Origin of the sequence: Rhizobacter sp. (assembly GCF_046595475.1) — a bacterium.
GTDB lineage: Bacteria > Pseudomonadota > Gammaproteobacteria > Burkholderiales > Burkholderiaceae_C > Rhizobacter.
This window is the reverse complement of record NZ_JBKJOQ010000032.1, coordinates 1-12,946: the sequence shown is the minus strand read 5'-3', so window position 1 is coordinate 12,946 and position 12,946 is coordinate 1. Positions and strand designations below refer to the sequence as shown.

The window sequence follows — 12,946 nt, the reverse complement described above, 5'->3', positions numbered from 1 at the left end:
CTCAAGGCCTCGGAAGAGCGCTGGGTGGGTGGCTGAGGCAGGCACGGATACCGCCTGCGCGGGAATGACAGAGCCTACTCCTTCACCGACCCCGTGAGCCCTGACACGTAGTACTCGACGAAGAACGAGTAGATGAAGGCCACCGGCAGCGAGCCGAACAGTGCACCCGCCATCAACGGCCCCCAGTGGTACACGTCGCCCTCCACCAGTTCGGTGACAACGCCCACTGGCAGCGTCTTGATCTCGCTCGACGAGACGAAGGTGAGCGCATAGATGAACTCGTTCCACGACAGCGTAAAGGCGAAGATGCCCGCCGAGATGAGCCCAGGCACTGCGAGCGGCAGCACGATCTTGGTGAGGATCTCCCAGCGGTTGGCACCGTCGATCAGCGCACACTCTTCAAGCTCGAACGGAATCGAGCGAAAGTAGCCCATCAGCAGCCAGGTGCAAAACGGGATCAGGAAGGTCGGGTAAGTGAGGATCAGCGCCCAGCGCGTATCGAACAGCCCGAGCTGGAACACCACGTCTGCCAGCGGAATGAACAGGATGGACGGCGGCACCAGGTAAGCGAGAAAGATCGCAAGCCCCACCTGCTTGGAGCCGCGAAAGCGCAGCCGCTCGATGGCATACGCCGCCATGATCGAGGCCACCAGCGAGAACGCCGTAGCCACCACCGACACCAGCACGGTGTTCCACAGCCAGTCGGGGTAGGCGGTGTCGAACAGCAGCTTTTTGAAATGCGCCAGCGTGGGCGCATGCACCCAAAACGGGTTGCCCGTGCGAGAGAGCAACTCAATGTCAGGCTTCACCGAGGTGATCGCCATCCAGTAAAACGGAAACAGCAGCACCAGCAAGAACGCGAACAGCGGCAGGTAGACGGTAACTGCCCGACTGCGCCTCGTCTCCAGGAAGCCCATGCCACCGACATCAGCTTGCACGCTCATTTGTCGGACCCCCCTTGTTGCCAGCGTCGCCGCTGCAGGCCGAAGAAGCTGAACAAGATGGCCGCCAACAAGAAGGGCACCATCGCGATCGAGATCGCCGCCCCCTCGCCCAGTGCACCGCCCGAGATCGCGCGCTGGAACGACAGCGTCGCCATCAGGTGCGTGGCGTTGAGCGGCCCGCCGCGCGTGATCACGTAGATGAGCTGGAAGTCAGTGAAGGTGAACAGCACCGAGAAGGTCATCACCACCGCGATGATGGGCGTGAGCAGCGGCAGCGTGACGTGGCGAAATTGCTGTGCCGGTGTGGCGCCGTCGATGGCCGACGCTTCGTAATACGACGGCGAAATGGTCTGCAACCCGGCCAGCAGCGTGATCGCCACGAAGGGCACGCCGCGCCACACGTTGGCGGCGATCACCGAGAAGCGCGCGTTCCATGGGTCGCCGAGAAAGTCGATGTAGTGGTCGATCCACCCGAGCTTGACCAGCATCCAGCTGACGATGGAAAACTGCGCGTCGTAGATCCACCAGAACGCTATCGCCGACAAGGCCGTGGGCACGATGTAGGGCAGCAAGATCACCGCGCGAAAAAAGGTCTTGAAGCGGATGTTGCGGTTCAGCAGCAGCGCCAGCCACAAGCCGAGAACGAACTTCAGCACGCTCGCGACAGTTGTGTAGAACAAGGTGTTGAAGAGGGCCAGCCGCGTGACGCTGTCGCCCCAGAGGAACTCGTAGTTCTCCAACCCGACCCACACCCCCGGCCGCCCGACCTTGGCATCGGTGAAGCCCAACCAGGTGCCAAGCCCCAGGGGGTAGGTGAGGAAGAGCAGCAGCAGCACCGCTGCGGGCAACAGAAACATCAGCCCCAGTGCGTTGCGGCTGTTCTGAAGTCGCTCAAGCCAATGCATCAACAAGTCTCGATGTATGCGCCACGCAGAACCCCGCCAAGTTGAGCATCAAGCCGTCGCGCAGCGACCGGCCTTGATGCTCGAACGCGGCGAGATATTCCGTCACCGCAGGTGTACGGAATATCAAACCTTGTAATACCGCTCAGCACGCTTCTGCGCGCGCTCGGCTGCCTCTTTCGGCGTCTTGGAACCGCTCGCCGCCTCGGCCACCATGTTGGGAATGATGAAGTCGGCCGCAGCCCCTGCCGAGGCGTAACCCAATCGCCCCGCATAGCCCGCGGGCCGCAGGTTCTTCACCGAGTCGCGGTACGGCAGATTCTTCGGGTCGGACGTCCAGACCACGCTCTTCTCGTAGGCGCGGAGCGGTTGCGCCACATACCCACCAGCCCCTTGCAGCCAAGGGTCGAACTGCTCTTGCTCCATCATGAAACGCAAGAATTCTTTGGCTGCCTGCGGGTACTTGGTGTACTTCATGATCATCTGGTTGAAGAACAGATGCGACTCGGTGGGCACGCCCACCGGCCCGATGGGGAACACCGCGTGGTGGATGTCAGCGGCCATCTCCTTGACCTTGGGGTCTTGCGAGTTCTTGGCCGCGTAGTAGATCGAGATGCCGTTGTTGGTGACGCTGATCTGCCCGTCCAAGAAGGCCTTGTTGTTGTTCGGATCGAGCCACGACAGCGTGCCAGGGATGAAGTTGGCGTAGAGCTCTTTCGCGTACTCAAGTGCCTTGATCGTCTCGGGGCTGTCGATCACCACTTTGTTGCTCGCGTCGACCAGCTTGCCGCCGTGCGACCAGATCAGCCAATTGGTCCAGGTGCTGTCACCCGTCGCGTTGCCAAGCGCCATGCCGCCGGGCGTGCCCTTTTCCTTCAAAGCCTTGTAGAGCTTCAGAAAGTCATCCGTGTTCTTCGGAAAGCTATCGAAGCCAGCCGCCTTGACCATGCTGTCGCGGTAGACGATCAACGAGCCTGCAGCACCCAGCGGCAGACCCAGCCACTTCTTGCCGCCGGGGCGCATGAAGGCCTCACCGGCTGGGTACCAGCCACCGTATTTCTTGCCCAGGTACTCGGCCAGGTCGGTCACGTCTAGCAGCTTCTCGGGGTAGAGGTTGGCGTCATCGTTCGTCGACAGGATGATGTCGGGCCCCGCGCCGGTGTTGGCCGCCACCGCCGCCTTCGGGCGCACGTCTTCCCAACCCTCGTTGTCGACCCGCACCTCGATGCCGGTCTTCTCGATGAAGCGCTTCACGTTGGCCATGTAGGCATCGATGTCGCCCTGCACAAAGCGGCTCCAGCGCAGCACGCGCAGCTTGGCGCCCTTCTCGGGCTTGAAGCTCATGCTCTGAGCCTGGGCCAGCGGTGTCCACAGCGCGGTGCCCGTACCGAGCGAGGCCACCGCAGCGGCACTGGCAGAGGTTTCAAGAAAGCGTCGGCGATTGAAGTGCGTCATCGTTGTCTCCTACTGGGTTTCTTGGCTGAACACTGAGAACAGGCGAGAGAAAGTCAGGCCACCAGCCGTTGGCCGCTGCTCGCGTCGAAGAGATGAGAGCGCTGCACGTCGGGCCGCAGGTGGATGGTGCTGCCGGGCGCAAAGTGGTGGCGCTCACGGAAGACCACCGACAACTCGGCGCCCTCGTGGCGGCACGACACCAGGGTCTCGGCCCCGGTGGGTTCGACCACCACCACGCGCGACGGGATACCACCCTGCGACGACAGTGAAAGATGCTCGGGCCGCGTGCCGATCAGCACCGGTTGGCCATCTGTGCCGCCAGCGTCGGCCGGCGCATCGAGTTCGGTGCCGTCACTCAGCTCCACAAGGGCAGCGCCCGCACGCCGACGCAAGGTGCCGGGCAAGAAGTTCATGGCCGGCGAGCCGATGAAGCCGGCCACAAAGCTGTTGACCGGGTGGTCGTACAACGTCAGCGGGCTGCCGGTCTGCTCGATGCGGCCGTCGCGCATGACCACGATCTTGTCGGCCATGGTCATGGCCTCGATCTGGTCGTGGGTGACGTAAATGCAGGTCGTCTCAAGGCGCTGGTGCAACTCTTTGATCTCGCTGCGCATGGCCACGCGCAGCTTGGCATCGAGGTTGGACAGCGGCTCGTCGAACAAGAACACTTTGGGGTCGCGCACGATCGCCCGCCCCATTGCCACGCGCTGGCGCTGCCCGCCCGAGAGCTGGCGCGGGTAACGGTCTAGCAAGGGCGTGAGCGCCAGGATCTCGGCGGCACGCGCCACCTTGGCTTCGATGGCCGAAGGTGGCAGCTTGGCCAGCATCAGCGCAAACGCCATGTTCTTGCCTACCGTCATGTGCGGGTACAGCGCGTAGTTCTGGAACACCATCGCGATGTCACGCTGCTTGGGCGGCAGGTCGTTCACACGCCGCTCACCGATGAGGATCTCGCCGCCGCTGATCTCTTCGAGCCCCGCGATCATGCGCAGCAAGGTCGACTTGCCGCAGCCCGATGGCCCCACCAGTACGGTGAACGAGCCATCCTCGATGGCAATGTCTACGCCATGCAGGATGTCAACTTCACCGAAGCGCTTCTTGACCGACTGGATGGTGACGCTCGCCATGCCTTGAAGACCCTCGTCAATGCCGCGTGGAGTATCGAGACCGGCCCAGACCAGCGCCATGTGGGCAACCGCGATCGCCCCGAAAACGAAGTTGTATGATGACCTGATCACCATTTCCATCAGGCTTTCCCCTGTGCTTACCGTTGGGACCCGCCTCATGGCCGAGCGTTTGTCAGATCAGCTGGCCGCGCGCCTGAGTGCGCAGATCGAATCCGGCGAGTTGTCACCCGGCGACCGTCTGCCGACCGAACAAAAGCTGTCGGAGAGTTACGGCGTGTCGCGCACTGTCGTGCGCGAGGCGGTACACCAGCTCAAGTCGCGGTGTCTGCTGCTGTCACGCCAGGGATCGGGTGTTTTTGTGGCGCCGCCGCCCCTCAACCACCCGCTCAATTTCGACGCCAGCGTGTCGGGCTCGACGACCGCCGTGGTGCAGGTGCGCGAGGTGCGTCGAGCATTGGACGGCGAGATCGCCGCACTGGCCGCCGAGCGCGCCACGCGCCCGCAGGTGGCGGCGTTGCGACGTGCCCTGAAGGCCATCGAGCAGGCGAGCGGCGATGGCGTCGATGAAGACCTCGCCTTCCATCGACTGCTGGGCGAGACCACCGGCAACCCGCAATTCATCCACCTGCTGGAGTTTCTTGAGCAGTACCTCAAGGAAGCGATGCGGGTCACCCGCGCCAACGAGGCGAAGCGCGTCGACTTCACGGCACAAGTGAATGATGAACACCGGGCGATCTTCCAGGCCGTCGCGGCCCATGACCCGAAAGCAGCCCGTGCGGCCGCGGTGCGGCACATGCTGCGCGGCGACCAGCGTCTGCGGATGGCGGGGTCTGCGCAAACTCCAGCGGTCACGACACTCTCCACGAAAACGGATCGACCATGAAGATCTTGATCACCGGTGGTGGTGGCTTTCTGGGGGCGCGCCTGGCCCGCACCTTACTCGCGCGCGGCACGCTGGCGGGCCAGCGCATCACCGGCCTGGTGCTGGCCGACCAAGTGGCGCCGCCAGACAATCTGCTGAACCATGGCGGCGCCGTGCAGGTCGAAGCGCGCACCGGCTCGCTGCTGTCGCAGTGCCAATCGCTGCGCGACGAACGCTTCGACGGCGTGTTCCATCTCGCATCGGCCGTCTCCGGTGAATGCGAAGCCGACTTTGACCTGGGCCTGCGGTCCAACCTCGACAGCACGCGTGCGTTGCTCGACGTGTTTCGTGCCCAGGTCAATGCCGGGGCCAAGCCGTCGCGGGTGGTGTTCTCCAGTTCGGTCGCGGTTTTTGGCCCCGACCCTGCCCTGGCGCTGCCGGCGCGCGTGGCGGACGACACCTTGCCTGCACCGCAGACCTCCTACGGCACGCACAAACTCATCTGCGAGCACCTGGTGGCCGACTACACGCGCAAGGGCTACATCGACGGCCGCGCAGCGCGGCTGATGACGGTCACCGTGCGGCCGGGTCGGCCGAATGCCGCGGCGTCGTCGTTCTTCTCGGGCATCGTGCGCGAACCGCTCGCGGGGCTGGAGGCGGTCTGCCCGGTATCAGCCGACGTGTCGCACCCGGTGTCGTCTCCCTCGCACACGGTGGACGGCTTGATCGCCGTCTATGAAGCCAGCCGCGAAGCCTTCTGCGGCCGCAGCGCCATGAACCTGCCCGCGCTCAACGTACGCGTGGGCGACATGCTCGATGCCCTGACAGCAGTGGCAGGCCCGGCCGTACGAGCCCGTGTGCGCTTCGAGCCCGACGAACGCATCGCGGGCATCGTCGCCAACTGGCCCAGCGGTGCCACCGCGGCGCGCGCAACGCGGCTGGGCTTGCAGGCACCGGCCAACTTCGCCGAGATCATTCGGCAGTACATCGCCGACTGCCAGGCCTTGCCCACAGCCCATCAGACCTTGAAAGGCCTGAACGGCTAGAGCTGCCGCGCCTCGAAGGTGTTGCACTGGGCAACGCTGCCCGTCTGGATGCCCTTCTTGAACCATGACACCCGCTGCGCGCTGGTGCCGTGGGTGAAGGTTTCGGGCTGTACGGTGCCGCGCGACTTGCGCTGCAGTGCGTCATCGCCGATCTGTGTGGCGGCGTTGAGCGCCTCTTCCACATCGCCCTGCTGCAAGATCTGGCGCGCCTGGTTGGCGTGATACGCCCACACGCCGGCAAAGCAGTCGGCCTGCAGCTCCACGCGCACGCTGAGCGCGTTCTGCTGGGCTTCACTGGCCCGCCCGCGCATGCTGTCAACCTTGCCGGTGATGCCCATCAGGTTTTGCACGTGATGGCCCACCTCGTGGGCGATCACGTAGGCCTGGGCAAAGTCGCCCGGTGCACCCAACCGGGTGCGCATGGTCTCGTAGAAGTTGAGGTCGATGTAGACCTTCTGGTCGCCGGGGCAGTAAAACGGCCCCATGGCCGACTCGCCGCGCCCGCAGGCGGTAGGCTCGCTGCCGCGGAACAGCCGCAGCTTGGGCTCGCGGTAGGTGCTGCCCATCTGCTTGAACTGCTCGCGCCAGACGTCTTCGGTATCGGCCAGCACGACCGAGACAAACTTGGCCAGCTGGTCGTTGGCAGGCGGCCGCTGCGCAGGCGCCTGCTGCGTTTGCGGGGCCGAGCCACCGCCACCGCTCAGCAGGCCCAGGATGGTCAGCGGGTTGATACCGAAAGCCCAGCCCGCCACCACCGCGATGGCCACGCTGCCCAGGCCGATGCCGCGCCCGCCGCCGAAGGAAAAGCCCCCTCCTCCGCCGCCGCCACTGCGCGCGTCTTCCACGTTGTCGCTCTCGCGGTTACCTTCCCATTTCATGGCGCGTCCTTCAGGTGTGAGCCGAAGGGGCATGGTAGCGAAGCCGCCATGCAAAAGGGCTGCCGTTCTGGCAGCCCTTGCGTAGGACTTGAGGCCGAATGTTGGTGCGCCGGAGCGTCAATGCGCCGGTTCGCCCGCCTTCTCGTACTGGGCAAACAGCTTCAGTGCCAGGCGCTGCAGCGTTTCGTCGGCGCTGCTGTGGCCCAGCGCAATGCGGTCGAAAGCATAGGGCCGGTCGAACATCATGCGTGCCACGTTCACAGGCAAGGCCTCCTCGGCCATCTTGCTGCGAAAGCGACCCAGGGTCTTCAAGTCGTCGATCAAGGCGACCGGGCGGCTGGCAAAGGGCTCGGAAGATGACATGGCTAGCGATGCAAACGAGGTGAACATGTGGAGGCTCCATGTGAAGCGTGTGCCCACACGATAGCCAGACCTCGTTGCCGCGATCGCCCGAAAAGAGCCACCGATTCGGCCAGTTGAGTGCAGGGCGCGCGCTCTTACCCCACGGGGTCGGGCGCCCCGTGCACCGCTGGCCCGGTGACCTGGATGAACTCATCGAGCTTGTCGCACCACTCAGAAGCCGACGCTTCGAGCTGGTCCAGCGGCAAGGTCTCGACGCCTGCATCGGCCAGCATCTTGTCGGACGCGCCGTTTGAGGCGACGTGGTGTGACTTCTTTTCCAGGTACACCACCCGTTTGATGCCCACCTGGATGATCGACTGCACGCAGCGCGGGCAAGGGAACTGGGTGGCGTAGATGGTGCTGCCGGTCAGCGGCAGCACCACGCAGTTCAGGATGGCGTTGACCTCGGCGTGCACGATGTAGCTGTGGCGCGATTGCAGCGGGTCGCTGTCGATGTCGGCCCAGTACGACGCGTCGTTGTCGTCACAGCCGCGCGGCAGGCCGTTGTAGCCCACCCCCAGGATCTTGTTGTCGGCGCTGGCGATGCAGGCGCCGTTGCGCTTGCGGCCATCTTTCGAGCGGGCCGCCGCCAGCAGGGCGACGCCCATGAACATCGAATGCCAGTGAATCAGGGGGGCGTTTTGCATAGCAGGCATTGTGCCGCCTGGCCCGCAGGCGGGCGCCTTCAGCAAGTCAGCGAGGCGCCTCGGCCTGCGTGCCGGGAGCGCTGGCGTCCAGCCTTTGCTGCAATCGTTGCAAGAGCGGGCGTATCGCCTCGCCCACGGCGATCTGCGGGTTGGAGTAGCCGTCGGTCTTGCCCGCGTCTTTCTCGCGCTGGTCGATCACCTTGCGCGCGGCAGCGTGGGCGGCCTCAAAGGAGTGGGTTTGCCGCAGCTGCTCGTCGTACATCGCGCGGCCGAAAAAGGTCAGCTCCGACTTGCGCCCGCAGCCGTACGAGGTGTGCTCGGCATCTGCCGCGGTCATCACCAGCGTGCCGGGCTCGGCCAGCGCCGGCAGCCACGAGCCCGAGTAGCAGGCCGAGATCGAGATCACGCGAAAGCGCACGCCGGCCTCGTCGAGCCAGGCGCGCAGCTGCTGGGGCGTGACCGGCGCCACCTCCAGCGGCCAAAAGCGGGCCGACAGCTTGCCGTCTTGCGCGCCATGCGAGGTGAGGTGGATGAAGAGCACGTCTTCATCACGGTCCATCAGGCTGGCCGCCCGCAGGATCGCGCGCTGCAGGTTGAGTCCGGTTGCCCAAGGCAGCTCGCCTGCGGTGGCGGCGTTGTTGATCAGCTGCAGCGTGCGGCCCTGGGCGTCGAAGCGGCTTTGCATCACGCCAGCCACCAGCCGGCTCTCGCGGCGAAACACCTCTTCCTCGGCATAGGGTGCAAAGGTGATCGCATACAGATCGACCATGCCGGGCCGCTGCGCCTGCAGGGCATTGAGGCTGTCGACCAGCACCGCCGACTGCCGCTCCATCACCTCTTGCGTCAGCTGCAGGTGCTTGTCTTCCTCAGCCGCGGCGCGCGCCACCCGCTCGTCGGGGTACCAGAACTGCATGGGCGTGACGAAAATGTCGGCCCCCGCGGCCAACACGAACGCCGCCAGCACCGCCACGCGCACGCCGCCCGGCGCCGTCTGGCGCAGCAGCAGCACGGCACCCGCCAGCGCCACCCAGCCCACCACCACGAAGGGCAGCGCCCACTGCACCCATGCCACCCCGCGTGACGCCGAGCTAGGCGCATGGGGCAACACCAGCAGGTACAGCGCCCACAGCGGGGCCGAGATGACGATTTGCTGCAACAGCAGCACGCCAAACAAGGTGGCCGTGTCGGGCGGGCCGGCGCGCGAGCGCACCACCACCCAGCAGGCCCACACCAGCAGCACCGTGGTCAGCCAGCCGCTGGCGACGGCCTGCCAGTAGAAGACTGCCGGCCCGGCGATGCCCACCCACTGCAGCAGCACGCCCAACCCCACCAGCAGCGCGGTCAGCACCGCCAGCGTCAACGGACGGGCCTGCAAGTCGGCAAGATCGGGCCTCAGAAAGACGGCGCTGCGTGCGCTCTGGCCCAGCCAGCGCGCAAGGCCGCCGCCGTTGGTGTGGTATTCCTCGCTGAACCCGGTCATCTTGGCCTCCTGGGCGCCCATCCTAGGGCCTGTAGAAATACCATGGTCACATCGCCCGCATCGGCCCAAAATATCGACCATTGATTCATGTGGAGACAACCATGACCGCCCAACGCACCACGCTCGATTTGCTGTCGCAATACGCCGCCTATCACCGCGACCAACGCAACATCGTCACCCACTTCATCGGTGTGCCCATGATCGTGTTCGGCATCGGCGTGCTGCTCGCCCGCTTGCACCTCACTGTGCCGGGGCTTGAGCTCACCGGCGCCTGGGTCGCCTTCTGCCTGTCAGCGGCCTGGTACATGAGCCGGCGCGGCCCGCTGTCACTGGGCGTTGCGGTCACCGCCGCCACCGGGGTACTGATCGCACTGGCGCACGGCGTGTCGGGTGGCAGCGTGGCCAGCTGGCTAACCTGGGGCGTGGGCATGTTTGCCATCGGCTGGGTGATCCAGTTCATCGGCCACTACTACGAGGGCCGCAAGCCGGCGTTCGTCGACGACATGGTGGGCCTGCTGGTCGGCCCGATGTTCGTTACCGCCGAAGCCATGTTCTCCATGGGCTGGAACAAGGCCCTGCTCGCTGAGATCGAGCGCCGCGTCGGCCCCACCCACCTACGCGACCTGGCCCACCCGGCCTGATGCGCCGGCTCGCACTGCGCATAGGCGCTGTGCTGCTGGCGGCGCTGCTGCTGGCGGTTGCCTTCATCGTCATTCAGTTTCAGCGCCACCCGTCGCTGGAGCCGTATCGCTCGCTGACACTGCCCGCCGCCACCACCCCCGACGGCGTGCGAGTGCGTTTCGCTGGCGTTTCCACCCTGGTGTTCGACGACGGCGAAACCGCCTGGATGACCGACGGCTTCTTCTCGCGCCCCGCCGTGCGCAGCTTGACGCAACCCATCGCACCCAATGCCGAGCGCATCACCCAAGGCTTGCAAGCGCTGGGTGTGACCCGGCTGGCCGCAGTGGTGCCTGTGCATTCTCACTACGACCACGCCATGGACTCGCCCTTGGTCGCGCAGCGCACCGGCGCGCTGCTGATCGGCTCGGAGTCGACGCTCAACATCGGCCGCGGGCTCGGGCTGGCACCACAACAGATGCGCGCCGTGCGGTCGGGCGACACGGTGCAACTGGGCAAGTTCAGCCTGCGCTTCATTGCCAGCCGCCACAGCCCCACGCCCTACAGCAGCGGCCACACCGTCGAAAACATCGACACGCCGCTCGTGCCGCCGGCGCGCGCCCCCGCCTGGCGCGAAGGCAGCGTGTGGTCTTTGCTGGTAACCCACGCGTCGGGCCGAAGCTTTCTGGTCAACGGCAGCGCCGGCTTTGTGCCCGGTGCGTTGACGGGGCTGCATGCCGACACCGTGTTTCTGGGCGTGGGCACGCTGGGCAAGAAAGACGAGGCCTACCGCACTGCCTACTGGAACGAAGTGGTCAAGGCCGTAGGCGCCAAGCGGGTGATTCCGGTGCACTGGGACGACTTCACCCGCCCCCTGAGCCAGCCCCTGCAGGCCATGCCGCTGCTGCTGGACGACCTGGACGTCGTCATGCGCGACCTCGGCCAGCGTTCGGCTCAGGCCGGCGTGGAGCTGCGCATGCCGCCGCTCTTCGTGGCTTTCGATCTTTATTGAGCTTCCCTGTTCCGCGACAACTCGTGCCCGCTAAGGCAGAGCGGCAGATGCGCGCAACTCTTGAGTACGCCAAAAGCCAAGCTTTCTTTGAGCGCCTGAGAAGACTCGAAAGCCCGACCGGCTCCTAAGTGTTCTTCGACACCGTGATGGTCGGAAACTTCGACGAGAAGTCTTTCGCCCGCTGAGCGATCTTGACCGCCAGCTGCCGCGCCATCGCCTTGTAGAGGCCCGCGATCTCGCCGTCGGGATCGCTCACCACGGTGGGTGCGCCCGAGTCGGTCTGCACGCGTATGCCCATGCTGAGCGGCAGCGCGCCGAGGTAGTCCATGTTGAATTCAGCGGCCATCTTCTTGCCGCCATCGGCGCCGAAGATGTGCTCCACATGGCCGCAATTTGTGCACACGTGCATGGCCATGTTTTCCACGATGCCGAGTATGGGCACGCCCACCTTCTCGAACATCTTGATGCCGCGCCTCGCATCGAGCAGCGCTATGTCTTGCGGCGTGGTGACGATCACGGCGCCGGTGAGCGGCACGCGCTGGCTGAGCGTGAGTTGAATGTCGCCGGTGCCCGGGGGCATGTCGACGATCAGGTAGTCGAGCTCGCGCCAGTTGGTCTGGCGCAAGAGCTGGTCTAGCGCCTGGGTGGCCATGGGGCCGCGCCAGATCATGGCGTTGTCGGCCTCGACCAGAAAACCGATCGACATCACCTGCACGCCGTGGTTTTCCATCGGCTCCATGGTCTTGCCGTCGGCGCTCTCGGGTCGGCCCGACAGGCCCATCATCATGGGCTGGCTGGGGCCGTAGATGTCGGCGTCGAGGATGCCCACGCTGGCGCCCTCGGCGGCCAACGCCAGCGCCAGGTTGACCGCGGTGGTGCTCTTGCCCACACCGCCCTTGCCCGAAGCCACGGCAACGATGTTCTTCACGTTGGGCAGCAGCTGCACGCCGCGCTGCACGGCGTGGGGGACGATCTTGGTGGCAAGGCGCGCGTCCACCTTCTCAATGCCCGCCACACCTCTGGCTGCGGCCACGAGAGCAGCAGTGAGCGAAGCAATCTGGCTCCTGGCCGGGTAGCCCAGCTCCACATCGAACGAGACGGCACTCCCTTCGATGCGCAGATTCTTCAGCTGTTTGGTGCTGACGAAATCTTTGCCCGTGTTGGGATCGATGACGGTCTTGAGCGCGTCGAGCAAGCTGGTTTCGGTGATGGCCATGGGGAGGTTTCAGCGGGAGAGAAGGCCCGGGAAGTCTAGCGCGGCGAGCCTAGAATTCAGGGTTTTCCTGCCCGAGCCCGCCCGATGCCCCGCAAGCTCTTCGTCACCACCGCCCTGCCCTACGCCAACGCACCCTTCCACGTCGGCCACATGATGGAGTACATCCAGGCCGACATCTGGGTGCGCTTCCAGCGCATGGTGGGCAACGAAGTGCACTTCGTCTGCGCCGACGATGCCCACGGCGCGCCGATCATGATCTCGGCGCAGAAGGCGGGCGTCACACCGCAGGCCTTCGTGGCGGAGATCGCGGCCGGGCGCCAGCGCTATCTCGACGGCTTCCAGATTGCCTTCGACCAC

The 12,946-nt window shown here is 65.3% G+C and carries 14 protein-coding genes; 5 read left to right on the top strand and 9 right to left on the bottom strand.

Annotated features, from left to right (window positions below; all coding sequences use genetic code 11):
- Positions 1 to 74: 74 nt before the first annotated feature.
- From AC30QB_RS05950 to AC30QB_RS05935, 4 genes are all read right to left on the bottom strand, one after another.
- Positions 75 to 944: a carbohydrate ABC transporter permease gene (locus AC30QB_RS05950; protein WP_489545269.1), complete on the bottom strand. Its 870-nt coding sequence runs from the start codon at positions 942 to 944 to the stop codon at positions 75 to 77.
- Entirely contained in the window at positions 941 to 1,849 is a 909-nt protein-coding gene (locus AC30QB_RS05945) for a carbohydrate ABC transporter permease (protein ID WP_489545268.1), read from the bottom strand. The genes AC30QB_RS05950 and AC30QB_RS05945 overlap by 4 nt, the downstream gene beginning before the upstream one ends.
- A 123-nt stretch (positions 1,850 to 1,972) precedes the next feature.
- Complete coding sequence (locus AC30QB_RS05940) at positions 1,973 to 3,301, bottom strand: ABC transporter substrate-binding protein (protein ID WP_489545267.1); 1,329 nt, start codon at positions 3,299 to 3,301, stop codon at positions 1,973 to 1,975.
- A gap of 53 nt (positions 3,302 to 3,354) precedes the next feature.
- Positions 3,355 to 4,428, bottom strand: a complete 1,074-nt coding sequence (locus AC30QB_RS05935; RefSeq protein WP_489545266.1) for an ABC transporter ATP-binding protein — start codon at positions 4,426 to 4,428, stop codon at positions 3,355 to 3,357.
- 58 nt (positions 4,429 to 4,486) lie between these two features.
- On the opposite strand from AC30QB_RS05935, the gene AC30QB_RS05930 reads away from it, so the two are divergent.
- Together AC30QB_RS05930 and denD are read left to right on the top strand one after the other, a co-directional pair.
- Positions 4,487 to 5,311 (top strand): FadR/GntR family transcriptional regulator, encoded by an 825-nt coding sequence (locus AC30QB_RS05930; RefSeq protein WP_489545265.1) that lies wholly within the window; start codon positions 4,487 to 4,489, stop codon positions 5,309 to 5,311.
- Entirely contained in the window at positions 5,308 to 6,336 is a 1,029-nt protein-coding gene (gene denD, locus AC30QB_RS05925) for a D-erythronate dehydrogenase (RefSeq protein WP_489545264.1), read from the top strand. Before AC30QB_RS05930 ends, denD begins: the two co-directional genes overlap by 4 nt.
- On the opposite strand, the gene ypfJ is transcribed toward denD, so the two are convergent.
- From ypfJ to AC30QB_RS05905, 4 genes are all read right to left on the bottom strand, one after another.
- Positions 6,333 to 7,214 (bottom strand): KPN_02809 family neutral zinc metallopeptidase, encoded by an 882-nt coding sequence (gene ypfJ, locus AC30QB_RS05920; protein WP_489545263.1) that lies wholly within the window; start codon positions 7,212 to 7,214, stop codon positions 6,333 to 6,335. The two genes, denD and ypfJ, sit on opposite strands and share 4 nt — an antisense overlap.
- 117 nt (positions 7,215 to 7,331) lie before the next feature.
- Positions 7,332 to 7,604 carry a hypothetical protein gene (locus tag AC30QB_RS05915; protein WP_489545262.1) on the bottom strand — a complete coding sequence of 91 codons (273 nt, stop codon included), beginning with the start codon at positions 7,602 to 7,604 and terminating at the stop codon, positions 7,332 to 7,334.
- A gap of 107 nt (positions 7,605 to 7,711) precedes the next feature.
- On the bottom strand, positions 7,712 to 8,263 hold the full coding sequence (locus AC30QB_RS05910) for a deoxycytidylate deaminase (protein ID WP_489545261.1): 552 nt from the start codon (positions 8,261 to 8,263) through the stop codon (positions 7,712 to 7,714).
- 46 nt (positions 8,264 to 8,309) lie between these two features.
- Positions 8,310 to 9,743, bottom strand: coding sequence for a C13 family peptidase (locus tag AC30QB_RS05905; RefSeq protein ID WP_489545260.1), 1,434 nt, complete (start codon positions 9,741 to 9,743; stop codon positions 8,310 to 8,312).
- A 101-nt stretch (positions 9,744 to 9,844) separates the two neighbouring features.
- On the opposite strand from AC30QB_RS05905, the gene AC30QB_RS05900 reads away from it, so the two are divergent.
- On the top strand, positions 9,845 to 10,384 hold the full coding sequence (locus AC30QB_RS05900; RefSeq protein ID WP_489545259.1) for an Mpo1 family 2-hydroxy fatty acid dioxygenase: 540 nt from the start codon (positions 9,845 to 9,847) through the stop codon (positions 10,382 to 10,384).
- Entirely contained in the window at positions 10,384 to 11,373 is a 990-nt protein-coding gene (locus AC30QB_RS05895) for an MBL fold metallo-hydrolase (protein ID WP_489545258.1), read from the top strand. The genes AC30QB_RS05900 and AC30QB_RS05895 overlap by 1 nt, the downstream gene beginning before the upstream one ends.
- Positions 11,374 to 11,497: 124 nt before the next feature.
- On the opposite strand, the gene apbC is transcribed toward AC30QB_RS05895, so the two are convergent.
- The gene (apbC, locus tag AC30QB_RS05890) at positions 11,498 to 12,589 is read right to left on the bottom strand and encodes an iron-sulfur cluster carrier protein ApbC (RefSeq protein WP_489545257.1); all 1,092 of its coding nucleotides are present in this window, start codon (positions 12,587 to 12,589) and stop codon (positions 11,498 to 11,500) included.
- An 84-nt stretch (positions 12,590 to 12,673) separates the two neighbouring features.
- Here apbC and AC30QB_RS05885 point away from each other — a divergent pair.
- Positions 12,674 to 12,946, top strand: a 273-nt coding sequence (locus AC30QB_RS05885) for a class I tRNA ligase family protein (RefSeq protein ID WP_489545256.1), incomplete at its 3' end; no start/stop codon positions are given.